The sequence below is a fragment of the Mesorhizobium sp. CAU 1741 genome, from assembly GCF_039839275.1.
Lineage (GTDB): Bacteria > Pseudomonadota > Alphaproteobacteria > Rhizobiales > Rhizobiaceae > Aerobium.
Window position 1 is genome coordinate 1,068,788 of the sequence record NZ_JBDOQP010000002.1, and the last position, 23,426, is coordinate 1,092,213.

21 protein-coding genes are annotated in these 23,426 nt (G+C 63.5%); 7 read left to right on the forward strand and 14 right to left on the reverse strand.

What is annotated here, in order from left to right; translation table 11 throughout:
- Nucleotides 1–67 precede the first annotated feature (67 nt).
- Nucleotides 68–517 (forward strand): Rrf2 family transcriptional regulator, encoded by a 450-nt coding sequence (locus AAFN84_RS11985; protein ID WP_347514780.1) that lies wholly within the window; start codon nucleotides 68–70, stop codon nucleotides 515–517.
- 12 nt (nucleotides 518–529) lie between these two features.
- Here the strand turns inward: AAFN84_RS11985 and AAFN84_RS11990 are convergent, their stop codons facing one another.
- Nucleotides 530–682 (reverse strand): hypothetical protein, encoded by a 153-nt coding sequence (locus AAFN84_RS11990; RefSeq protein WP_347514781.1) that lies wholly within the window; start codon nucleotides 680–682, stop codon nucleotides 530–532.
- Between the two features lie 225 nt (nucleotides 683–907).
- Between AAFN84_RS11990 and AAFN84_RS11995 the strand changes: the two genes are divergently transcribed.
- A complete protein-coding gene (locus tag AAFN84_RS11995) occupies nucleotides 908–2,008 on the forward strand; it encodes an acyltransferase family protein (RefSeq protein WP_347514782.1) in 1,101 nt (366 codons plus the stop codon).
- Nucleotides 2,009–2,058: 50 nt separating this feature from the next.
- On the opposite strand, the gene AAFN84_RS12000 is transcribed toward AAFN84_RS11995, so the two are convergent.
- Both AAFN84_RS12000 and AAFN84_RS12005 read right to left on the reverse strand, forming a co-directional pair.
- Nucleotides 2,059–2,676, reverse strand: a complete 618-nt coding sequence (locus tag AAFN84_RS12000; protein WP_347514783.1) for a ribonuclease D — start codon at nucleotides 2,674–2,676, stop codon at nucleotides 2,059–2,061.
- A 17-nt stretch (nucleotides 2,677–2,693) separates the two neighbouring features.
- Nucleotides 2,694–4,079, reverse strand: a complete 1,386-nt coding sequence (locus tag AAFN84_RS12005; protein WP_347514784.1) for a M20/M25/M40 family metallo-hydrolase — start codon at nucleotides 4,077–4,079, stop codon at nucleotides 2,694–2,696.
- A gap of 439 nt (nucleotides 4,080–4,518) precedes the next feature.
- Between AAFN84_RS12005 and polA the strand changes: the two genes are divergently transcribed.
- Both polA and AAFN84_RS12015 read left to right on the forward strand, forming a co-directional pair.
- On the forward strand, nucleotides 4,519–7,464 hold the full coding sequence (polA, locus tag AAFN84_RS12010) for a DNA polymerase I (protein WP_347514785.1): 2,946 nt from the start codon (nucleotides 4,519–4,521) through the stop codon (nucleotides 7,462–7,464).
- Nucleotide 7,465: 1 nt separating this feature from the next.
- Nucleotides 7,466–8,095 (forward strand): LysE family translocator, encoded by a 630-nt coding sequence (locus tag AAFN84_RS12015; protein WP_347514786.1) that lies wholly within the window; start codon nucleotides 7,466–7,468, stop codon nucleotides 8,093–8,095.
- A gap of 35 nt (nucleotides 8,096–8,130) precedes the next feature.
- Here the strand turns inward: AAFN84_RS12015 and rpe are convergent, their stop codons facing one another.
- The 10 genes from rpe to AAFN84_RS12065 all read right to left on the reverse strand — a co-directional run bounded on the left by rpe (nucleotide 8,131) and on the right by AAFN84_RS12065 (nucleotide 18,880).
- The gene (gene rpe / locus AAFN84_RS12020) at nucleotides 8,131–8,814 is read right to left on the reverse strand and encodes a ribulose-phosphate 3-epimerase (RefSeq protein WP_347514787.1); all 684 of its coding nucleotides are present in this window, start codon (nucleotides 8,812–8,814) and stop codon (nucleotides 8,131–8,133) included.
- A gap of 74 nt (nucleotides 8,815–8,888) precedes the next feature.
- Nucleotides 8,889–9,947: a sugar phosphate isomerase/epimerase gene (locus AAFN84_RS12025; RefSeq protein WP_347514788.1), complete on the reverse strand. Its 1,059-nt coding sequence runs from the start codon at nucleotides 9,945–9,947 to the stop codon at nucleotides 8,889–8,891.
- A 32-nt stretch (nucleotides 9,948–9,979) separates the two neighbouring features.
- Complete coding sequence (locus AAFN84_RS12030) at nucleotides 9,980–11,593, reverse strand: glycoside hydrolase family 43 protein (RefSeq protein WP_347514789.1); 1,614 nt, start codon at nucleotides 11,591–11,593, stop codon at nucleotides 9,980–9,982.
- A 1-nt stretch (nucleotide 11,594) separates the two neighbouring features.
- On the reverse strand, nucleotides 11,595–12,641 hold the full coding sequence (gene mgrA / locus AAFN84_RS12035; protein WP_347514790.1) for an L-glyceraldehyde 3-phosphate reductase: 1,047 nt from the start codon (nucleotides 12,639–12,641) through the stop codon (nucleotides 11,595–11,597).
- 64 nt (nucleotides 12,642–12,705) lie between these two features.
- Entirely contained in the window at nucleotides 12,706–13,839 is a 1,134-nt protein-coding gene (locus tag AAFN84_RS12040) for a Gfo/Idh/MocA family oxidoreductase (RefSeq protein ID WP_347514791.1), read from the reverse strand.
- Between the two features lie 11 nt (nucleotides 13,840–13,850).
- Nucleotides 13,851–14,597 (reverse strand): sugar phosphate isomerase/epimerase, encoded by a 747-nt coding sequence (locus AAFN84_RS12045; protein ID WP_347514792.1) that lies wholly within the window; start codon nucleotides 14,595–14,597, stop codon nucleotides 13,851–13,853.
- Nucleotides 14,598–14,625: 28 nt separating this feature from the next.
- Nucleotides 14,626–15,723, reverse strand: coding sequence for a sn-glycerol-3-phosphate ABC transporter ATP-binding protein UgpC (gene ugpC / locus AAFN84_RS12050; protein ID WP_347514793.1), 1,098 nt, complete (start codon nucleotides 15,721–15,723; stop codon nucleotides 14,626–14,628).
- Between the two features lie 7 nt (nucleotides 15,724–15,730).
- Entirely contained in the window at nucleotides 15,731–16,666 is a 936-nt protein-coding gene (locus AAFN84_RS12055) for a carbohydrate ABC transporter permease (RefSeq protein ID WP_347514794.1), read from the reverse strand.
- A complete protein-coding gene (locus AAFN84_RS12060) occupies nucleotides 16,659–17,552 on the reverse strand; it encodes a sugar ABC transporter permease (protein WP_347514795.1) in 894 nt (297 codons plus the stop codon). The genes AAFN84_RS12055 and AAFN84_RS12060 overlap by 8 nt, the downstream gene beginning before the upstream one ends.
- Before the next feature lie 89 nt (nucleotides 17,553–17,641).
- Nucleotides 17,642–18,880 carry an ABC transporter substrate-binding protein gene (locus AAFN84_RS12065; RefSeq protein WP_347514796.1) on the reverse strand — a complete coding sequence of 413 codons (1,239 nt, stop codon included), beginning with the start codon at nucleotides 18,878–18,880 and terminating at the stop codon, nucleotides 17,642–17,644.
- A 379-nt stretch (nucleotides 18,881–19,259) separates the two neighbouring features.
- Here AAFN84_RS12065 and AAFN84_RS12070 point away from each other — a divergent pair, with 379 nt between their 5' ends.
- Nucleotides 19,260–20,339, forward strand: a complete 1,080-nt coding sequence (locus AAFN84_RS12070; RefSeq protein WP_347514798.1) for a LacI family transcriptional regulator — start codon at nucleotides 19,260–19,262, stop codon at nucleotides 20,337–20,339.
- Here AAFN84_RS12070 and gndA read toward each other — a convergent pair.
- Complete coding sequence (gene gndA / locus AAFN84_RS12075) at nucleotides 20,306–21,733, reverse strand: NADP-dependent phosphogluconate dehydrogenase (RefSeq protein WP_347514799.1); 1,428 nt, start codon at nucleotides 21,731–21,733, stop codon at nucleotides 20,306–20,308. The two genes, AAFN84_RS12070 and gndA, sit on opposite strands and share 34 nt — an antisense overlap.
- 192 nt (nucleotides 21,734–21,925) lie before the next feature.
- Here gndA and AAFN84_RS12080 point away from each other — a divergent pair, with 192 nt between their 5' ends.
- Both AAFN84_RS12080 and AAFN84_RS12085 read left to right on the forward strand, forming a co-directional pair.
- The gene (locus tag AAFN84_RS12080) at nucleotides 21,926–22,618 is read left to right on the forward strand and encodes a fumarylacetoacetate hydrolase family protein (protein ID WP_347514800.1); all 693 of its coding nucleotides are present in this window, start codon (nucleotides 21,926–21,928) and stop codon (nucleotides 22,616–22,618) included.
- A 50-nt stretch (nucleotides 22,619–22,668) separates the two neighbouring features.
- Nucleotides 22,669–23,418, forward strand: a complete 750-nt coding sequence (locus AAFN84_RS12085; RefSeq protein ID WP_347514801.1) for a GntR family transcriptional regulator — start codon at nucleotides 22,669–22,671, stop codon at nucleotides 23,416–23,418.
- The last annotated feature ends 8 nt before the right edge of the window (nucleotides 23,419–23,426 follow it).

Sequence of the window (23,426 nt, forward strand, 5' to 3'; positions counted from 1 at the left end):
GAAGTGGTGACGTCGACGAACGGGCCCTGCCGGACGGCGTGCGCGGGCCGGGTGGGTGTGTGAGAGAATGCTGACGCGAAAAGGCAAATACGGGCTCAAGGCGCTCGTGCATCTGTCACGGCTGCCCGGTGGCCAGATGGCCTTCGTCGGCGACATCGCCGCTGCCAATCGCATTCCCAAGAAGTTCCTCGACGCCATCCTCGGCGAATTGCGCAATGCCGGCTTCGTGCAGAGCCGCAAGGGCAAGGATGGCGGCTACCGCCTCGCCAAGCCTGCCACGGAGATCAAGATCGGCCACGTCGTGCGTGTCCTTGACGGGCCGCTGGCACCGATCTCCTGTGCCAGCCGATCCCGCTACGAGCGCTGCGAGGATTGCGATGAAGAGACCTGCCATGTCAGGCACATGATGCTCGACGTCCGGCAGGCGATCGCCGAGGTTCTCGACAATCGCAGCCTCGCCCAAATGCGGGACGCGGCGAATGACGACAGTGCACTGGAACTGCAGGTCAGGGCCTGAGGCATATCGTCCTCAGGCGAGGGCACCGAAAACGACTGCGGCCATGAACCCGACCGCGAGCAGGAAGATGATGTAGGTGAGCGCGCCGGCGCGGCGCGATCGCCTGCCCGAGCCGTGATCCGTGGATGCCGCGCGACCGGAACGTGTCATGTGAGCGTACGCCATTTCCGCCTCCGTTGAGCCACAGTCTATAAAATTGGTAGACTTTGTCGATTGCAAAAATTCGGCAAGACCGCGCAATCCTTTCCTCCTGTTGGGCCTGGCGTGGATTCCAATTCCAGACCGCGCCACCCGCCAATCCCACCACCGATTAACGGTTCAGTGGCGTTTGGGCGCTATGCTGCGCCGCAAAGTCCGGAAAACGGATACGCCACGACAGGGAGTCGGGACATGGCAGAGACTGCATCACGGGTCGACTGGGTCGACACGGCCAAAGGCATTTGCATCATCTTCGTCGTGATGATGCATTCGACACTGGGCGTCGGAAACGCCATGGGCGGCGAAGGCTTCATGCACACGGTCGTGGATTTCGCGCGCCCGTTCCGCATGCCGGACTTCTTCCTCATATCCGGTCTTTTCCTCGGCCTCGTCATCAACCGCCCCTGGCTGCGCTATCTCGATCGCAAGGTCGTGCATTTCGTCTATTTCTACATCCTGTGGCTGACGATCCAGTTCGTCTTCAAGGCGCCCGGAATGGCGATGGAGAACGGCATCGGCGCCGCGGCGTTCGAATATCTCTACGCCTTCGTGCAGCCATTCGGCACGCTGTGGTTCATCTACATCCTGCCGATCTTCTTCGTGGTCACACGGCTGGTGAAGGGCTTGCCGGTCTGGTTCGTACTCGGCTGGGCCGCGGTCCTCGAGATCCTGCCGGTGAGCACCGGCATCCTCGTCTTCGACGAATTCTGCGCCCGCTACGTCTATTTCTTCGCCGGATACGCCTTTGCGACCCACATCTTCGATCTGGCTGCCTGGGCCCAGGCAAACAAGGCGAAGGCGGTGGGCCTGCTCGGCCTGTGGGCCGTCGTCAACGCCGTGATGGTGTTCACGCCGGCACCGGCCCTCATGGAACCCATCCTTCATGCTGACGAAGTCGCCGCGAACAGCCAGGGCCTCGCCGCGCTGCCCATCCTGTCACTGATCATGGGTGCTGCGGGCGCCATCGCGATCGTCACCGTCTCCGCGCTCCTCACCAGCCTGTCATGGATGCGCTGGCTGAGCTGGCTCGGGGCGCATTCGATCGTCGTCTATCTGGCGTTCTTCCTGCCGATGGCAGTAGCGCGCGTCGTGCTCATCCGTCTCGGCATCATCACCGATATCGGTGTGGTCGCGTTCCTCGTCACGGCGAGCGCGGTCGCCGGGCCGGTCATCCTGTATGGCCTGGTGCAGTACACCGGTTATGGCCGGTTTCTGTTCGAACGGCCCGACTGGGCCTATCTCGACCGCGCCGGCACGGCCGCAGATGGCCGGCAGCCCCACCTCTTAACCTGAAACTCGCATTCGAAATTGGGCCCGGAGAGAGATCTCCGGGCCTCGTTCGTTCATGAGTGGGCGAAAATGTCCTGCTCGTCCCAACCCATCAGATCGAGCCTTGCGCGCGTCGGCAGGAAGCGGAAGCAGGCCTCCGCCTCCTTCATGCGGCCGTCCCGCTCGAGACGGAGCAGCAGCTTGTCGCGGAGCTCGTGCAGATAGAGCACGTCGGACGCCGCATATTCGAGCTGTTCGGGAGACAATGTCTCGGCGGCCCAGTCCGACGATTGCTGCTGCTTCGACAGGCTGACGCCGATCAGTTCGTTGCAGAGGTCCTTGAGGCCGTGGCGGTCGGTATAGGTCCGCACCAGGCGCGAGGCGATCTTGGTACAGAACACCGGTTCCGGCATCACGCCAAAGGCATGGTACAGCACGGCGAGATCGAAGCGGCCGAAATGGAACAGCTTGGTTATCTTGCGGTTGCGCAGCAGCGCGACGAGATTCGGCGCGCGCTTCTGACCGCGCGCGATCTGGACCACGTCGGCGCTTCCGTCCCCCGGCGAAAGCTGCACCACGCACAGCCGGTCACGATGCGGATTGAGCCCGAGCGTTTCGGTGTCGATCGCCACCGCGTCGACGTCGTAGTTCGCCAGGTCCGGCAGGTCGCCGGTATGGAATCGGATCGTCATGAGATGTCCTTCCCCGTTCAGGCTGTCAGGGCCGCGAGGATGCGTGCCCAGCTTCGCTGCCCCTTGTGGAACGAGGTCAGGTCGTACTTCTCGTTGGGCGAATGGATGCGGTCGTCGTCAAGGCCGAAACCGACCAGCAGCGATTCCATTCCGAGCCGGCGCTTGAAGTCGCCGACGATCGGGATCGAGCCCCCCATCGCGAGCACAAGCGCCTTGTTCGGCCATTCGTCCGACAGCGCTGAGGCCGCCTTTGTGACGATCGGCGAGTCGTAGGCAAGCTGCAGGGCCGGCGACCCGCCATGCTTCTCGAACGTCGCCGAGCAATCGGCCGGAAGACGCTCTTCCACGAATGCGCGGAAAGCCGCACGGACAGCCTCGGGATCCTGGTTTCCGACGAGGCGGAACGACACTTTTGCCGAGGCCTGCGAGGCAATGACGGTCTTGAAGCCATCGCCTTCGTAGCCGCCGGAAATGCCGTTGAATTCGGCGGTCGGCCGGGCCCAGACCATCTCGGGAACCGAACGGCCCTTTTCACCCGACGGGACGGACAGGCCAATTTCTCCGAGGAAATAGTCGGGCGTCATGCCGAGCGCGTCCCAGGAAGCCTTGATCTGGCTCGGGGTCTCTTCGACTCCGTCGTAGAAGCCGGGGATCGTGATGCGTCCGTCCGCGTCATGGATGTCGGCCAGGACCTTTGCGAGAATGCGGATCGGGTTGGCCGCCGCGCCACCATAGACACCCGAATGCAGGTCGCGGTCTGCGGCGTGGATCGTCACCTCCTCGCCCACGAGGCCGCGAAGCCCGACCGTGATGCACGGCGTGTCGCGGTTCCACATGCCGGTATCGCAGACCATCGCGAAATCGGCCTTCAGCTCTTCCGAGTTGGCATCCAGGAACGGCTTGACCGAGGGAGATCCAGACTCCTCCTCGCCCTCGAACAGCAGCGTGATCTTGCACGGCAGGCTGCCATGGACCTGTTTCCACGCCCGGCACGCCTCGACGAACAGCATCAACTGTCCCTTGTCGTCCGATGCGCCACGACCGGTTATCACCTTGCGACCGGGCTCCAGTTCCTTGACCGTCGGGTCGAACGGATCGGCGTCCCAAAGTTCGAGCGGATCGACCGGCTGCACGTCGTAATGGCCATAGAACAGCACGTGCGGCGAGCCAGCCGGCCCGTCGTGATGGGCGACGACCATCGGATGGCCGATGGTGTCGCGGGCGCTGGCGTCAAAGCCGATCGCCGTCAGATCTTCGACCAGCCAATCGGCGGCTCGGCGGCAATCCTTGGCGAAGGCGGGGTCGGTGGAGATCGATGGAATGCGGATCAGGGAAAACAGGCGTTCGAGGCTGGCATCGAAATTGGCATCGATGCGGTCGAGTACTGGTGCGAGTGCGGACATGGGGCGGCCTTTCGATTCTGTGGCCGCGAACCTATAGCCGCACCGCACGAACGAAAAGCCCCGGAGCTTGGGCCAGCGTGAATTGAGCCGGGCCGACGATGAGACGGCGCTTGTGCGGCAATGACGAAACACGGAAACGGACAAAAAAGTGCCGCCGTGGTGGAGGGGGGACCACGGCGGCTTTACTTCAAACGATGCGGGAGCCCGGAGAGGGGGATGAGGCTCCCGCAATGTCCGGTTCAGGCGGGGGACGGGCCTATTTCCGGACTCGGCGAAAATTGCCGATGACTGCTATTTGTGTCTTTGAAAATGGCGATTCAAGGGCGTCAACATTACACTTCCGTAACATGCCCGTGATGCCGTTCCGATGGCAGCAGCGCATCTCGCAGATGCTCTTTGGCATGGACAGGACGCGCGCCTCGCGCTACCGCTTTGCGCCATGAAAAAGGGTGATCACCTCTTCCTCGTCGATGGCTCCGGCTACATCTTTCGAGCCTATCACGCGCTGCCGCCGCTGACGCGCAAATCGGACGGTTTGCCGGTCGGTGCGGTGTCGGGCTTCTGCAACATGCTGTGGAAGCTGATGCAGAACGCGCGCGATACCGATGTCGGTGTCACCCCGACCCATTTCGCGGTCATCTTCGATTATTCCTCGCATACGTTTCGCAACGACCTCTATCCGGAATACAAGGCCAACCGGTCTGCGCCGCCGGAAGATCTGGTGCCGCAGTTCGGCCTGATCCGGCACGCAACGCGCGCCTTCGACCTGCCCTGCCTGGAGATGGAGGGCTTCGAGGCCGACGATCTGATCGCCACCTATGCGCGGCTCGCCTGCGAGGCGGGCGGCGACACGACCATCATATCCTCCGACAAGGACCTGATGCAGCTCGTCGGCCCGACAGTGACGATGTACGACCCGATGAAGGACAAGGAGATCAAGGTCCCCGAGGTCATCGAGAAATGGGGCGTACCGCCGGAAAAGATGATCGACCTGCAGGCGCTGATGGGCGATTCCGTCGACAACGTTCCCGGCGTGCCGGGAATTGGCCAGAAGACGGCGGCTCAGCTTCTGGAGGAATTCGGCGATCTCGACACGCTTTTGGCGCGCGCCTCCGAAATCAAGCAGAACAAGCGCCGCGAGACCTTGATCGAGCACCGCGAAAAGGCGCTGATGTCGCGCGAGCTGGTGCGGCTGAAGGACGACGTGCCGAATGTCGAGCCGCTGGATTCGCTGGTACTGCAGCCGCCGAACGGACCCAAGCTGATCTCGTTCCTGAAGACGATGGAGTTCACCACGCTGACGCGACGCGTGGCGGAAGCCAGCGGCACGGAAGCAGCCGAGATCGAGCCGGCGCATGTCGACGTCGAGCTCGGCAAGGATGCCCGTGGACCCGATCTCGATGCCTCGTCACCGGCGGATGCCGGAGCAGGTGATAGCGGCGACGTCGCGCCAACGCTGGAAGCCCGGGAAGCAGGCGATACGCCAGCAGCGCTCGCCGCCGCCCGCGCAGCAGAAGCCGGCGCGGCAAAATTCGACACCACCGCCTACGCCTGCATCCGCGATATCGAGACGTTGCGGCAATGGATTGCCGAAGCCCGCGAGGCAGGCGTGGTCGCCTTCGATACGGAAACCACCTCGCTCGATCCGATGCAGGCGGAACTGTGCGGCTTTTCACTCGGCGTGGCCCCCGGGCGTGCCGCCTATGTGCCGCTGATCCACAAGTCGGGCTCCGGCGACCTGCTTGGCGGCGGCGCCGTGGAGAACCAGATCCCGGTGCGCGAAGCGCTCGCCGAACTCAAACCGCTGATGGAGGACCGCTCGGTCCTCAAGGTGGCACAGAACCTCAAATACGACCTCGTCATCATGCAACGGCATGGCATCGACGTGGCGCCGTTCGACGATACGATGCTGATTTCGTACGTGCTCGATGCCGGCGTGTTCGGCGGCCACGGCATGGATGCGCTGTCGGAACGCTGGCTCGGCCATACGCCGATCCCCTTCAAGGAAGTCTGCGGCTCGGGCAAGAACCTCATCACCTTCGATCTCGTCGAACTCGACAAGGCGACCGCCTATGCCGCGGAAGACGCGGACGTGACGCTGCGGCTGTGGCGAGTGCTGAAGCCCCGCCTCGTCGAGAAGGGCCTTGTCTCCGTCTATGAGCGGCTCGAGCGGCCGCTGGTGCCGGTTCTGGCCCGAATGGAGCAGCGCGGAATCTCTGTCGACCGACAAATCCTTAGCCGGCTCTCTGGCGAACTCGCGCAGGGCGCCGCCGGGCTGGAGGAAGAGATTTTCCAGCTCGCGGGCGAGCGCTTCACGATCGGCTCTCCGAAGCAACTCGGCGACATTCTTTTTGGCCGCATGGGCCTGCCGGGCGGCAACAAGACCAAGACCGGGCAGTGGTCCACCTCGGCCCAGGTGCTCGAGGACCTCGCGGCCGAAGGTCACGAACTGCCGCGCAAGATCGTCGACTGGCGTCAGCTCACCAAGCTCAAATCCACCTATACCGACGCGCTGCCGGGCTTCATCCATCCCGAGACCAAGCGGGTGCATACGTCCTACGCCCTGGCCGCGACGACGACGGGGCGGCTTTCATCCTCGGACCCGAACCTGCAGAACATCCCGATCCGCACCAGCGAAGGCCGCAAGATCCGGACCGCGTTCATCGCCGAGCCGGGCAATGTGCTGATTTCGGCGGACTACAGCCAGATCGAGCTTCGCGTGCTGGCGCATGTCGCCGACATCCCGCAATTGCGGCAGGCGTTCGCCGACGGCATCGACATCCATGCGATGACGGCATCGGAGATGTTCGGCGTGCCGGTCGACGGCATGCCGGGCGAGGTGCGGCGACGCGCCAAGGCGATCAATTTCGGCATCATCTACGGTATCTCTGCCTTCGGGCTGGCAAACCAGCTCTCGATCCCGCGTGACGAGGCAGGCGCCTATATCCGCAGATATTTCGAGCGCTTTCCGGGCATCCGCGACTACATGGATGCGACCAAGGCGGCGGCGCGCGAAAACGGCTATGTGGAGACGATCTTCGGGCGCCGGGCTCACTACGCGGAAATCCGCTCGCCCAACCCGTCGATCCGCGCCTTCAACGAGCGCGCGGCGATCAATGCGCCGATCCAAGGTTCGGCCGCCGACATCATCCGCCGCGCGATGGTGCGGATGGAGCCCGCACTTGAAGCGGCTGGTTTGGCACACACGCGCATGCTCCTGCAGGTGCACGACGAACTCATCTTCGAAGCGCCGGAAACGGAGGCCGAGGCAGCGATACCGGTCATTCGCGACGTGATGGAAAACGCGGCGATGCCGGCGCTTGCCATGAAGGTGCCGCTGCATGTCGACGCCCGAGCTGCCCGCAACTGGGACGAGGCACACTGACATGGACCCGGCACTGGCGGTCGCGACCGGACCGCTGCTGTCGTTCACGCTCGCTTCGATCATCATCGAACTGACGCCCGGCCCCAACATGACCTATCTCGCGCTGGTCTCCGCTGCAGAAGGCCGGCGCTCCGGCTTCGCCACCGTGGCGGGCATCGCGCTAGGCCTTGCCGGTGTCGGCCTTGCCGCAGCGCTCGGCGTCGCCGAGCTGATCTCGGCGTCACCGGTCGCCTACGAGTTGCTCCGCTGGAGCGGCATTCTGTTCCTGCTTTATCTGGCGTGGGACGGGTGGCGGGAGGCAGGCGTGGACGAGGTGGCCGCCTCGCAGGGCGCCGCCCGATATTTCCGGCGCGGGCTGGTGACCAACCTTCTCAACCCCAAGGCGGCCGTCTTCTACGTGGCCGTGCTGCCGAATTTCATCGATCCTGCCGGGCCGGTTCTGGCGCAGACCATCACTCTCACGGCGATTTATGTCGGCGTGGCAACGCTGATCCATGCGGGGATCGTGCTGCTTGCGGGGGCAGCCACGCCGTTTCTCACCGACGAGCGGCGGGAAAGAACGGCGCGCCGCACGCTCTCGGCTTTGCTGGCGCTCGTCGCGTTGTGGTTCGCATGGTCAACCGCGCGATGATAGGAGCGCGCCGTGGATGACGGTGGGGCGCCGCGCTACACCAGCCGACCGACCGACGCGTCGGCCGCGTTGCGGATCGCCGCGATGTTGGTCGCATAGGCTTCGGTCGTGCCGCCCTTGAAGACGGCGGAGCCGGCCACCAGTACATTGGCGCCCGCCGCAACCACCTTTGGCGCGGTCTCGGCGGTCACGCCGCCGTCGATCTCGATGTCGATCGGCCGGTCACCGATAAGCGCCTTCACGCGCCGGACCTTCTCCACCACCGACGGGATGAAGGCCTGGCCGCCGAAGCCCGGGTTTACCGTCATCAGCAGCACGAGGTCGAGCCGGTCGAGCACGTATTCGATGACGCTTTCCGGTGTCGACGGATTGAGCGAGACGCCGGCCTTCTTGCCGAGTGCCTTGATCGCCTGCAGCGAGCGGTCGAGATGCGGGCCGGCCTCGGCATGGACGGTGATGATGTCGCAGCCGGCATCGGCGAACGCCGCGAGATAGGCGTCGGTGGGCGCGATCATCAAATGGCAGTCGAACACCTTGTCGGTGCGGTTGCGGATAGACTTGATCACCTGCGGCCCGAAGGTGATGTTGGGAACAAAATGACCGTCCATCACGTCGAGATGGATCCAGTCGGCGCCGGCTGAAACGACCGCCTCGACCTCATCGCCAAGCCGCGAGAAGTCAGCCGAAAGCACCGACGGCGCGATGATGGTTGCGGTCATGTCTGGCGGCTCCATTGATCTCGCCGCCCGCCTACCCCGTCGCGCACCGGATGTCGAGTGCCGCGACGTCGCGGCTAGGCTATCCCCATCATCCTGCGCAGCGCGGCGCGATCGGTTCCGGTATCGGCGAAATCGTCGAAGGCCTTTTCGGTCACGGTGATGATGTGGCTTTCGATGAACGGCGCGCCCTCCGCGGCGCCCTGCTCGGGATGCTTGAGGCAGCACTCCCATTCCAGCACCGCCCAGCGGTCGTAGCCATATTGCGCCAGCTTCGAGAAGATGCCCGAGAAGTCGACCTGCCCGTCGCCAAGCGAGCGGAAGCGGCCGGCGCGTTCCGTCCAGCCGGCATAGCCTGAATAGACGCCCTGGCGCCCCGTCGGGTTGAACTCGGCATCCTTGACGTGGAAGGCCGAAATCCGCTCGTGATAGATGTCGATAAAGGCGAGATAGTCGAGCTGCTGCAGCAGGAAATGCGACGGGTCGTAGTTGATCGTGCAGCGTTTGTGGCCACCGACAGCGTCGAGGAACATCTCGAAGGTGGCGCCGTCGAAGACGTCTTCGCCGGGATGGATTTCGTAGCCGAGATCGACGCCGGCATCTTCGTAGGCATCGAGAATGGGCGTCCAGCGCCTGCCAAGTTCGGCGAAGGCTTCCTCGATCAGGCCAGCGGGGCGCTGCGGCCAGGGATACAGATAGGGAAAGGCGAGCGCGCCGGTGAAGCTGACGGAGGCGGCGAGGCCCATATGCTGCGAGGCCTTGGCGACCTTCTTCATTTGGTCGACTGCCCATTCCTGCCTGGCCTTCGGATTGCCGCGCACCGCTTGCGGCGCGAAACCATCGAACTGGGCGTCATAGGCCGGGTGGACCGCGACGAGCTGGCCCTGGAGATGGGAGGACAATTCCGTCACCTCCACGCCGGCGTCGGCACAGATGCCCTTGACCTCGTCGCAATAGTCCTTCGAGGCCGCCGCCTTGTCGAGATCGAACAGCCGTGCATCGATGGTGGGTATCTGCACGCCCTTGTAGCCGTGGCCGGCTGCCCAGGCTGCAATCGAGGGCAGCGAATTGAACGGCGCCTCGTCGGCCGCGAACTGCGCGAGGAAGATACCCGGACCCTTCATCGTTGCTGGCATGTCGTCTCTACTCCGCCTTAATTAGCCGGCTTTTATAGCCGTTCATAGGAAAACCAGTCGAAATCTGCATAGGCACCGCTGCCCGAGGTGTCGAACGCCGCCATGCCCACAAAGGCACCGGTGAACGAACCGTGCTCGCCCCGCCCGCCTTCGTCCGAAATGACGCTGGCGTCAAGCGCGGGGCCTGCCTGCCGCCATTGTCCTTCGCTGCGATAGCTGAACACCAGATGCGCGCCGCGCACTTCCGCTGCCAGTTCCACCGGCTCTTCAGATGGCAGCGGGATCGGCGCGGACAGCGGAAAGCTCAATCTGCCGTCTGGCCAGTCGCCGGGGCAACTCATGACCGTCAGAACGCGGCCCAGCGCGGCGTCATGCGTTACGGCCAGGAAATGGAACTTGTGACGGTTGTAATAATGGACGAGGCCCGCCGCCTGCTGGAAACCGGTCGGCGTGAAATCGAGCATCGTTTCGGCGCGGAAGTCGAATACGTCCTGGCGGCGCGCGACGAGTGCCTGCTCGAACCAGCTCCCGATGGATTCGCGGCCGAACAGGCGCAGCCAGCCGGGACGGTCCGAGAGCGAGAAGATCCGTTGCCAGTCGGGCGTGCGCAGCCACTGGAAATCGAGCGGCAGCCTGCCCGCCTCGAAATCATAACGCTCGGCCGCGGCTGGCGCGACAAACACTGCATCGAGGTCGGGAGCAGGAACGTCGACCGCGGGCACCTGCCCGCCCTGCTCCAGATAGAGCCAGCCATCTTCCTTCCACACGCATTTCTGTATCGCCGTCTCGCGGCCCAGCGGCGACCGGCGCAGACCGGGCAGCGGCCGCGAGCACAGATGGGTGTGGTAGAACTCCCCCTTCGGCGTGACGACGATCTGTCCATGTCCCGCACGCTGCAATGGCGCGTCTGGCGCGTCCTTGGAGCTGATAAGGTGGACAAGCGGATGGATTTCGTACGGCCCGTCTATCGCACGCGAGCGCGCCATGGTGACCGCGTGGTCGTAGCCGGTGCCGCCTTCGGCGGTGGTCAGATAGTACCAGCCGTCGCGCTTGAAGAGATGGGGGCCTTCGACCAGCCCGTGCGCGCTGCCTGCAAAGACGTTGCGTGCCGCGCCGGCCAGCGCTCGCGTCTTCGGGTCCCATTCCTGAAGCAGTATGCCGGCAAAGGAAGGATGCTTCGGCTGGCCTCCGACACCGGAGGAGACGTGGTTCCAGACCATGTTGAGGAACCACTTGCGGCCATCATCGTCGTGAAACAGCGACGGATCGAAGCCCGACGAATTGACGTAGACCGGATCCGACCAGGGTCCCTCGATCGTTGGCGCGGTGACGATGTAGTTGTGCGTGTCCTTGAACGCACCGTCGAGCCGCTTGACGTCGGTATAGACCAGCCAGAACTGACCATCGGCATGGGACAGGCACGGCGCCCAGACGCCACCCGAGTCCGGGTTGCCGCGCATGTCGAGCTGGCTGGCGCGGTCAAGCGGCCGTCCCACCAGCCGCCAGTTCACGAGATCGGTGGAGTGATGGATCTGTACCCCGGGAAACCATTCGAAGGTGGAGGTGGCGATGTAGTAGTCGCTGCCGACCCTGCAGATCGACGGATCGGGATTGAAGCCGGGCAGGATCGGGTTGCGGATCGCCATCCTACTTCCTCTGCGCCCCCTTGCGTTCAGCCGAGGCGGCCCACAGGTTGATGTCAGCCTCTCGGGCGTGGACATCGATCTGTGCCAGTTCGTCAGCGGAGAATTCGAGGTTCTTCAGCGCGCCGACACAATCCTCCACCTGACCCGGCCGGCTGGCACCGATGAGCGCGGTGGTGACCCGTCCGCCACGCAGAACCCAGGCCAGCGCCATCTGCGCCAGTGTCTGGCCGCGCTTCTTCGCGATGTCGTTGAGCGCGCTGATGTTGGCGAGGTTGCGCTCATTGAGGAAATCCGGCTTCAGCGACTTGCCCTGTGCGGCGCGTGCGTCGTCGGGGATGCCGTCGAGATATTTGTCGGTAAGCATGCCCTGGGCAAGCGGCGAGAAGACGATGGAACCGATGCCGAGATCGTCGAGCGTATCGAGAAGTCCGTCTTCTTCCACCCAGCGGTTGATCATCGAATAGGATGGCTGATGGATCAGGCACGGCGTGCCGAGTTGCTTGAGGATGGTGGCGGCCTCGCGCGTCCGCTTCGAATTGTAGGACGAGATGCCGGCATAGAGCGCCTTGCCCGACCGCACCGCATGATCCAGCGCCGCCATCGTCTCTTCGAGCGGGGTGTCGGGATCGAAACGATGCGAATAGAAGATGTCGACATAGTCGAGCCCCATCCGCTTGAGGCTCTGGTCCAGCGACGAGAGCAGATATTTCCGGCTGCCCCATTCGCCGTAGGGGCCCGGCCACATGTTGTAGCCGGCCTTGGTAGAGATGACGAGTTCGTCGCGGTAGCCCGCGAGGTCGGTACGCAGTATCTCTCCGAAGGCTTCCTCGGCGGACCCCGCCGGCGGTCCGTAATTGTTGGCCAGGTCGAAATGCGTGATGCCGAGGTCGAATGCGGTGCGGCAGATGGCGCGCTTGGTTTCATGCGGCGTGTCGCCACCGAAATTGTGCCACAGGCCAAGCGATATCGCGGGCAGCTTCAGGCCCGACCTGCCGCAGCGATTGTAGAGCATCGTGTCGTATCGGGTGTCGACCGGCTTCCAGGTCATGCATTTTCCTTTCACGAGCGATGCACTGCGCCACGACGGCGTCCCGCCCTCCTAGCCAATTCGGCTACGCCAGCATAGCCTTGGCGTCGCGCGGGGAAAGAGCCTGCGGCCTTTCGCATGTCGTCTGCATGGCAACGAACTTTCCGGTTTCGCCGGATTTCAGGATGGCGGTCATCACCTCAATGACGTGCAGCGACAGGTCGAGCGAGCAGCGATGCGGCCGATCCTGCCGGATGGCGAGCGCCATGTCGGCAAGGCCTGCGGCGCGGTAGTTTGCCATCATGCCCTGCGGATGCTGCTGGTTCGGCACCGAAAAAGCATGCTCCCATTTTGGCATCTTCCTTGCGGCTTCCGCCCGGTTGGTGAACGATACCTCGCCGCCGAAGAAATTCGGGTCCGGAACGAAGATCGTCCCTCGCTCGCCATAGAGTTCGATCGGCGCATGCCCATGCTTCCAGACGTCCCAGCTTGCATTGAAGGTCACCGTGGCGCCGTTCTCGAACTCCAGCAAGGCGTGGATCGTCGTTGGTGTCGTCACCTTGATCTTCTCGCCATAGCGCGGTCTCGAGGTGATGGTGCGTTCGCTGGCGGGCGTGGTTGCAAGCGCCGCCACCTGCTTCACCGGTCCGATGAGTTGGACGAGGTTGGTGATGTAGTAGGGGCCGATGTCAAGGATCGGGCCACCGCCGGGCTGGAAGAAAAAGTCCGGATTCGGGTGCCAGTGCTCCATGCCGTGGCTCATCACGTAGCAGGTGCCGCTGGTGATCCTGCCGATCTTGCCGGAATCGACAATGCTGCGCGCGAACTGATGCGCGCCGCCGAGGAAGGTGTCGGGTGCAGAACCTATGCGCAGCCCCTTCCTTTCGGCGCGCTTCTTGAGGTCCTGACCTTGCTTGACCGAGAGCACGAACGGCTTTTCCGAATAGACGTGCTTGCCCGCATCGAGGATCGCCTTCGAGACGTCGTAATGCGCGGCCGGTATCGTCAGATTGACGACGATGTCGATGTCGTCGGCTGCGAGGATCTGCTCGACGGTCTCGGCACGGACGCCGAACTCCTTTGCCCGCGCCTGCGCCATCTTCAAGTCCAGGTCGGCACCGGCGCGCATCTCCACGCCCTTGAACAGCGGCGCCAGGGAAAAATAGGCCGCAGAGATGTTGCCGCAGCCGATAACGCCGACTCCGAGTTTCCTTGCCATGATGGTCGCTCCTAGAACGCTGCAGCAGCGGCGATCGAGCGGCGGGCAAAACGCCCGGCATCGCTCGGGTTGTCATGTTCCATGACGAAGACCCTGGCTGGCGTCTTGTCGCGCAGCGCCTGCATGATCGCCGGCCAGTCCATGGTGCCGTGGCCGACATCGGCCCAGCCGTCCTCGTCCAACGCTTCGCCTTGGCGAGCGATGTCCTTGACATGGGCTGCAACGATGCGCGAGGCGTAGTCGTCGATCCATTTCAGCGGATCGTCTCCTCCGCGCACCACCCATGCGACGTCGATTTCCCAACCGATATCGGGCGCGGCATCGAGTATGACCGTTTGCGGAACCGAGCCGTCTGCGCAGGGCACGAACTCGAAATCATGGTTGTGCCAGGCAAACCGCAGGCCTGCCTTGCGGCAGTTTTCGTGCACGGCTGCCAGACGGCCGGCAAAGGCGGTCCACCCGGCCTTATCGGAGGGACGCATGTCCGCCGCAACATGCGGGCAGATCAGCGTGCCGATGCCGAGCGTCTCGGCGATCCGGCGGGCGGCACCGAAATCGTTCTCCAGCATGTCGAGCGAGAAATGCCCGGTCGGCATGGTCAGGCCGTTGCGATCAAGCGCCGCCCGCAATTCCTGCGGATTGTCGTAGAGCCCGCCGAAGCCCTCGACCTGGGCGTAACCGGCCTGCGCCACCATGGCGAGGACGTCGCTCCATGGCTGGAAATTGCGTGCGGAATAAAGTTGGAAGGACCAGTTCATGTCTTTGTCCGTGTCATCTCGGTATGGATCATAATCTCTCGCCGTGCTCGACGTCGAAGAGCGAGGCGCGGCCAGGATCGAAGCCGATACGAACCCTTTCGCCTTCTTCCAGCGCGCGCTCGGTATCGACGCGAAAACTGAAGTCCTGGCCCGCGAGTTTCCCCCAGACCAGCGTGTCGGACCCCATGGGTTCAACGATCTCGACCACGATATCCTGGTGGAACGGCAGCGCGGACGCGGCGTCGTCAAGCACGACATGTTCCGGTCGAATACCGAAGACGGCCCTGCCGCCGCCATGGCCATCGACGAATTCGTAGCGGTCGAGCGGGATGGTCACGTCGCCCGCATCGAAGGCCGGCTCCGCGCCCAGGCGCGTCTCGCCCTCGATGAAGTTCATCCCGGGCGAGCCGATGAACCCGGCGACGAACCGGTTGACCGGCCGCAGATAGATGGCTTGCGGCGTGTCGAGCTGCTGGATGATGCCGCCGCGCATGACCGCGATGCGATCGGCAAGCGTCATTGCCTCGATCTGGTCGTGGGTGACGTAGATCATCGTGTTCTCGAGTTTCTGGTGCAGCCGCTTGATCTCGACCCGCAACTCGGAACGCAGCTTGGCATCGAGGTTCGACAGTGGCTCGTCGAACAGGAAGACGTCGACGTCCCGCACCAGCGCCCGCCCGATGGCCACGCGCTGGCGCTGTCCGCCGGAGAGCGCCGAAGGCTTGCGCTTGAGCAGCGGCTCGATCTGCAGGATTTCGGCGGCGCGGGCGATGCGCTTGTCGATTTCCGCCTTTGGCAGCCGCGCGTTCTTGAGGCCGAAGGACAGGTTTCCCTCCACCGTCATCTGCGGATAGAGCGCATAGGACTGGAACACCATGCCGATGCCGCGATCCTTGGGTTCGTCCCATGTAACGTTGCGCTCATTGATGAAAATCTGCCCGGCCGATACGTCGAGCAGGCCTGCGATGCAGTTCAGCAATGTCGACTTGCCGCAGCCGGATGGCCCCAGGAGCACGAGGAACTCGCCTCTGCCGACGTCCAGGTTCAGCCTGCGCAGCACCTCCACGGCACCGAAATTGAGGGATACGTCCCGGACCGCGACGCTGGGTGCGTTGTCTTCCATCATCGTTGCGTCACCCCTTTACCGCGCCGGCGGCGATGCCGCGCACGAACAGCTTGCCGGACACGAAATAGACGAAGAGCGGCACCAGACCCGTCAGCAGCGTGGCCGCCATGTTGACGTTGTATTCCTTCACCCCCTGGACGGAGTTGACGATGTTGTTGAGCTGGACCGTCATCGGGTAGTAGTCGGGCCGCGTGTAGACGACGCCGAACAGGAAGTCGTTCCATATGCCGGTGATCTGGATGATCACAGCGACGACGAAGATTGGCATCGACATCGGCAGCATGATCTTGAAGTAGATGCCCCAGAAGCCGGCGCCATCGACGCGGGCAGCCTTGAACAGTTCCTCGGGCAGCGAGGTGAAGTAGTTGCGGAACAACAGCGTCAGGATCGGCATGCCGAATACCGTATGGACGATGACCAGCCCCCACAGCCCGCCATACAGGCCCATCTCGCGCAGGATGATGACCATCGGGTAGAGCATCACCTGATAGGGGATGAACGCGCCGAAGATGAGGATGGCGAAGAACGTCGTCGCGCCCCTGAAGCGCCAGTTCGCCAGCGCGTAGCCGTTCAGCGAGGCAATCGCGATCGACAGGATCACCGAGGGAACGGTGATGCGGACCGAGTTCCAGAAACCGCGCGACAGCCCGTCGCAATTCAGTCCTGTGCAGGCCTCCGACCAGGCCTTGCCCCACGCCTGAAATGTGATCTCGACGGGTGGCGAGAAAATATTGCCCAGCCTGATTTCCGGCATGCCCTTCAGCGACGTGACGATCATCACGTAGAGCGGCAGCAGGTAGTAGACCGCGAAGACGAAGAGCGAGCCGTAAACGATGATGTTGCGGCGGGACACGGTCTTGCGCGGCTTTGGCCCGGCGGGACCGGAGACCGCGACCTGGGGCGACGTCTGTGTACGGGAGAGGGGGATAGCGAGGTCAGCCACGCTTCTTGCCTCCGAATTCGAGATAGGCCCAGGGAATGAGCACGATCAGGACGGTGAGCAGCATCATGGTCGATGCGGCGAAGCCCTGGCCGAGATTCTGCGACAGGAACATCGCGTCATAGACATATTTGGCCGGTACCTCCGACGAGATCCCCGGGCCGCCGCCGGTCTGCGCGATGACGAGGTCGTAGACCTTGACGATGCCGGACGCGATGATCACCAGCGTGGTGACGAAGACCGGACGCATCATCGGGATGACGATGAAGAGATAGGTCTTCCACATCGGGATGCCGTCGACGCGCGAGGCTTTCCAGATGTCCTCGTCGATGCCGCGCAACCCCGCCAGCATCAGGCACATGATCAGGCCGGTGCTCTGCCACAGTCCGGCGATCAGGATGCCGTAGATGACGATGTCGGAATTGTAGAGCGGGTCGAAGGCGAAGCTTTCCCAACCCCAGGAGCGGACGATGCCCTGAATGCCGAATTGCGGATTGAGGATCCACTGCCAGACCAGACCGGTGACGATGAAGGACAGCGCGAAGGGGTAGAGGAAGATCGTCCGGAAGGTGTTCTCGAAGCGGATTTTCTGGTCCAGCAGCGCAGCGAGCACGAAGCCGATCACCAGTGAAAAAATGAGGCTGCAAATGCCGTAGATCAGCAGGTTCTCGATGGCGATGTGCCACTTGGACGAGCCCCACAGGCGCTCGTATTGCTGCAGGCCGACGAATTCCTCGCGCGGCAGCAGCCGCGAATTGGTGAAGGAATAGACGATCGTCCAGATGGTGCCGCCGGTGAACACGACCAGGGCGGTCAGGATCATCGGGATCGCGGCGATCTTCGCGTTCAGGTTCCTGAACAGCCGGTTGGGACGCCTGGCCTGTTCCATGCCGGGTTCTCTCCGTGGCGGTCGGGATTGTCGCCGCGAGCCTTCTGCCTCCACGGGGAAGGCAGGAAGACCGCGGCGAATGAAGCGGATCAGTCGGCGTTGGCGACGAGATCGACGAAGCGTTCCTGTGCGGCTTCCGCCGTCAGGTTCGGATCGTTGAAGAACTCGACGAAGAGATCGTTGATCTGCGTCAGAGAATCCGCAGACATCAACTGGTCGGGCGACTGGATGATGTTGCCCTGGGCAAGGATGTCGAGCCCCTTCTTCATGCAATCGTTGGCGGCCTCGAGATTGACGTCGCCACGCACGGGCAGCGAGCCCTTCTTGAGATTGAACGCGACCTGCACGTCAGGCGACAACATCAGACGCGCGAGATCCGCCTGGGCAGCGCTCTTTTCCTCGTCTTCCAGCACCGGGAAATAGAACGCGTCGCCGCCGGTCATGATGACCTCGTTGACGCCCAGCCCGGGCAGGCAGGTGTAATCCTCACCCGCGACCTGGCCGGCCACCTGGAACTCGCCTTGGGCCCAGTCACCCATGATCTGGCCGCCGGCCTGTCCCGAGATGACCATGTTGGTGGCCTGATTCCAATCCTGGACGTTGGATTTGGCGGACATCGCACGGGCCTTGTCGGCTGCTTCGAAGACCTTGGTCAGCTCGGCGCTGGCGGCCAGTTCGGCATCCTTGTCGCCGAAGATGGAGTTGTATGCCTCCGGTCCGGCGATTGCAGTGAGAAGAACCTGGAACACGAGCGTGGTCTGCCAGGGCTGCTGGCCGACGGCGAGCGGGATGATGCCCGCTTCCTCGAGCTTTGCAGCGGAGGCCGCGTATTCGTCCCAGTTGGTCGGAACCGGAACGCCGGCCTTTTCGAACGCCGCGTTCGAAAGCCACAGCCATTGCTGCGAGTGGATGTTCACCGGGACGCAGTAGATCTTGCCGTCGAGCGTGCACGAATCGAGCAGCGACGACGGATGCACGACTTCCTTCCAGTTCTCCTCCTCCGCGATGTCGGTGAGATCGCGCATCAGGCCGGCCTCGACGAGCTCCTCCGCCTGACGGCCATGGTTGAACTGGGTCGCCCCCATCGGGTCGCCCCCGGTGATACGGCTGATCATGATCGGACGCGCGGTGCCGCCTGACCCGGCAATGGCGCCGTCGATCCACTTGTGCCCGGACGCGTCGAACGCCTTGGCGAATTCGGCAACCGCGGCAGCCTCACCGCCAGAGGTCCACCAATGTGTCACTTCGAGGTCTGTGGCGTGAGCCGGTGCAGACAGATGGAATGCGGCGGTAGCCGCGAAAGCAGCAGTGAGAACCTTATAACGCATCATATTTCCTCCCTGAAACTGTAACGTTACAGTTATGAAGGTTAGGGCAAAGATCCCGGCTGCGCAACGCCATGCGGCCGATTTTTTTCCGAGCGCGAAATAAAGATGGCGGCGCGGCTTATGGAGATAGAGGGACGTTTCCCTGCTGCAATGCGGTATGATGAGGCTCTATTTAACGATAAGCCCTTGATTCCGGGGAATGGTGCGTCGCACCGTTACCGGTAACAAGACCTCGGTTGCGCACCTCGGCCAGGCGTCGTTCAACGGCGTCGTCTGTTCGAAGTCGGGCTCATACTGTAACGTTACAGTTGGATTGGCTGTGCAGATGCTGGCTTAGCCTTTCGAGCTGTATTAAATGTCGGCGCGGCGGAAGGTGGACATGATGGCAAAGCAGGAAAGCGACGGAACGCAGCGGAGCGGGTTGGCCGATGGCGCGCGGCCGACGCTGAAGACGATCGCCTTCATGACCGGGCTGGGCGTCACCACCGTGTCGCGCGCACTCAAGGATGCGCCCGACATCGGCGAAGAGACGAAGAAGCGCGTCAAGCTGATCGCCCGGCAGGTCGGGTACCGGCCGAACCGCGCAGGGGTGCGCCTGCGCACCGGCAAGACCAACGTCATCTCGCTGGTTCTCAACACCGACGAGCAACTCATGGGTTTCATCTCCGACATCATTTCCGGCGTATCGGAGGAGCTGGCCGACTCGCCCTACCACCTGATCCTCACCCCGGTTTCCGGCCACAACGATCCGATGGATCCGGTGCGCTACGTGGTGGAGACGCAATCGGCGGACGGCATCATCATTTCGCAAATCGAGCCCAACGATGCGCGCGTCCGCTACCTCGTCGAGCACGGATTCCCGTTCGCCACGCACGGGCGCACCCATATGGGCATCGAGCATCCGTGGCACGACTTCGACAACCACGCCTTTGCAAGGCAGGCGGTGCACGCGCTGGCGAAAGCCGGCAGGCGTCGTCTCGCACTGCTCGCCCCGACGCCCCGGCTGACCTACTACCGCCACATGAGCGACGGGTTCGCCGAAGGATTGATCGAGACGGATGCCGCGGAGTTACCTTTCCGCGATGCCTGGGTGGACATGCCGATCGAGGAGATCAAGGCGCAGGCTCTGAAGCTGATGCGCAGGCCGACGCCGCCTGACGGCATCGTGTGCGGCAGCGGCGCAGGTGCCTTCGCGCTGGTCTCGGCGCTGGAGGAGTGCGGGCTGCGTCTTGGCGAAGACATCGACATCGTCACGAAGCAGTCTAGCCGCCTGGTTCAGATGTTCCGGCCAAGGCTTCTCGCGGTCAACGAGGATTTCCGCCGCGCGGGGCGGGAGCTCGCCAAGGCGGTCAAGGCATCGATCGCGGGCGCTGATCCGACGACGCTACAGACCCTGTACGTTCCCGAGACCGTCGAGCGGGTGGGTCAGCCGCCGAGACCCGAATTCCAGGGTCCGTGATGTTCGCCCGCGGCATCGATGCGCTCGAATCCGTGCGCCCCGAAGAAGTCGCGCTGGGCCTGAATCAGGTTTGCGGTGCCGCGCCGTTGGCGGATCGCCTCGAAATAGCCCAGCGCCGCCGACAGCGCAGGAACCGGCAGCCCGCCCAGTGCGGCATGCGAAACCACCTTTCGCAGTGATGGGCTGGCTTCCCGCATCATACCAACGAAATCCTCGATCAGCAGCAGGTTCTCGGCGGCGCTGTCCGCCTCGAACGACTGGGCCAGCGTGCCGAGGAACTGCGAGCGAATGATGCAGCCGGCACGCCAGATGCGCGCGATGGTGGGCATCGGCAGGTTCCACTTGAACTCCGACGACGCTTCCCCCATCACCGCGAAGCCTTGCGCATAGGCAGCTATTTTGCCGGCAAACAATGCGAGTTCCAGGTCGTCGATGAAGCGGGCGTCGGGCGTAGTGGCGGCTGGCGCGTCATCCGAGCCGTAGGCGGATGCCGCCGCCTCGCGCAGCGGTTTTTCGGCCGAAAGGCTACGCGCCGCGACCGCCGATTCGATCGCGGTGGCAGGCACGCCCATCATCTGCGCCTCGATTGCGGCCCAGCGCCCGGTGCCCTTCTGCCCGGCGCGATCGAGGATCATGTCGACCACGGGCTTTCCGGAGATCGGGTCGTCCGCGTCGAGCACGGCGGCGGTGATCTCGACAAGGTAGGAATTCAGCCGGCCCTCGTTCCAGCGCCGGAAGATCGCGCCGATCTCGGGCGCGCTCATGCCGAACCCGTCCCGCAGGATGCCGTAGATTTCGGCGATCATCTGCATGTCGGCATATTCGATGCCGTTGTGAATGGTCTTGACGAAGTGCCCCGCGCCCCCCTCGCCCAGCCATGCGCAGCAAGGCTCGCCTTCGAAGCGAGCCGCGATGGCGGTGAGCACGGATTCGACGCGCCTGTAGGCATCTTCCTTGCCGCCGACCATGATCGACGGTCCGTGGCGCGCGCCTTCTTCGCCGCCCGAGACCCCCATGCCGATGAAGGTGAGGCCGGAATCGTCGAGTTCCTCGAAGCGGCGGATTGTATCGCGGAAATTGGCGTTGCCCGCGTCGATGATGATGTCGCCTTCGGACAGGAGGTCGCGCAGGACGGCGATCTGCTCGTCGACTGCCTTGCCCGCCTGTACCATCAGGATGATCGGTCTCGGCGGCTTGATTTGCGCGACCAGTTCTTCGAGCGTCGAGCACGGCACGATGTTTTCGCGCAGCGTGCCAGCATTCTCGAAGAACTGTCCGGTCTTCGTCGAGGTGCGATTGTACACCGCGACGGGATAACCCTTCTCGGCGATGTTGAGGGCGAGGTTTGACCCCATGACCCCGAGGCCAATGAGCCCGATTTCCGCTTTGGACATGGACGCATACCCTCCCTGAGATCGCTCCACCCGGCGGGATCAGATCGCACGCCGCTTCACCGGTCAAGCAGTGCCGCTGCATGGCTGCCATGCGAAACGAGAACCCGCAGGCCGAGCCGATGACGATAGTCTTCCAGATCGCTCTGGAATGCACTACGCCTTCGAACCCTGTCCAACGTCATGGAAATCAAGATGCCTTTCGTGTTCCCTCCACCACCCGTGCCGAGCGTGGCCGTTTTTGGCGACAGCGCGCGGCTGCCTGTCCGCCGCATCTTCTGCGTTGGCCGCAACTACGCCGCGCATGCGCGCGAGATGGGCAAGGATCCCGACCGCGAGCCGCCATTCTTCTTCACCAAGCCCGCCGATGCCGTCGTCGATGATGGCGCCACCATCGCCTACCCGCCGCTCACAAATGACCTGCATTACGAGGCGGAACTCGTCGTCGCGATCGGGCGCGAGGGCTTCAATATCGAGGAGGACGCCGCACTCGATCATGTGTGGGGCTATGCGATCGGGAACGACCTCACCCGCCGCGATCTGCAGTCAGAAGCCAAGGAACTGGGCCGACCGTGGGACTGGGGCAAGGGCTTCGACCACTCGGCAGTATGCGGCCCCGTGCACAGGCATGAGGCGACCGGGCACCTTTCGAGCGGCTCGATCCGGCTCGCCGTGAACGAAAGCCGGCGCCAGGACGGCGATCTTTCCGAGATGATCTGGTCGGTGCCAGAGGTGATCGCCATCCTTTCGACGTCGATGCGCATCCTGCCGGGAGACCTGATCTATACCGGCACCCCAGCCGGCGTCGGTGCTCTCGTTCCGGGCGACGTCTGCACCGTCGAGATCGAAGGGATCGGAGCGATCTCCACCACCATAGCGGCCCACTAGGGGTTCATCCGTATTGCGATTTTGGTCTGTGATTGATACCAATACCAATCATGGACCAATTAGTCGCATCTCTGACCTTCGATGGTGCCGGGCCGGTTTACAAGCGGCTTGCCCATGCGATCGCCGATGCTATCCGCAGCGGACGGATCGAGGAAGGCGCGCCGATGCCGCCCGAGCGCAACCTTGCCAACGACCTCGGCGTGTCGCGGGTGACGGTGCGGTCCGCCTACCGCGACCTGGTCGCAAGCGGCCTGATGGAGACGCGGCCCGGCAGCGGCAATTACGTGCGTGTCTCCCATCAGCCCCTGATCCAGCCGCTTTGGCGGCTGACGTCGTTTTCCGACGACATGGCGCGTGGAGGGCAAAAGCCGACGAACCGCCTCCTGGAACTCACCCGTGCCATCGCATCGGCTCCGGAGCGAAAAGCGCTCAACCTTGAAGAAGACGCCGGCGTCGTTCGTCTGAGGCGCCTGCGGCTCGCTGACGGACTGCCATTGGCGATCGAGGCTGCAACGCTTCCAGAAACGCTCGTGCGTGACGTGCATCTCGGCGAAGGCTCGCTCTACGCGGCACTTGCAGAACAAGGTGTAGGTCCGGCACGAGGTGTGCAGCGCATGCGCGCCGTATCGCTGGAGGAAGACGCAGCACGGCTTCTTTCGGTCCAGCCCGGCACAGCAGGAATGCTGTGCGAGCGCGTGGCGTACCTGCCGGACGGGCGCCCCATCGAATACACCGTTTCACACTATCGCGGCGACGCCTTCGATTTCGTCGCGCAACTCGACATCGGAGGACGCTCGTGACCGAGACA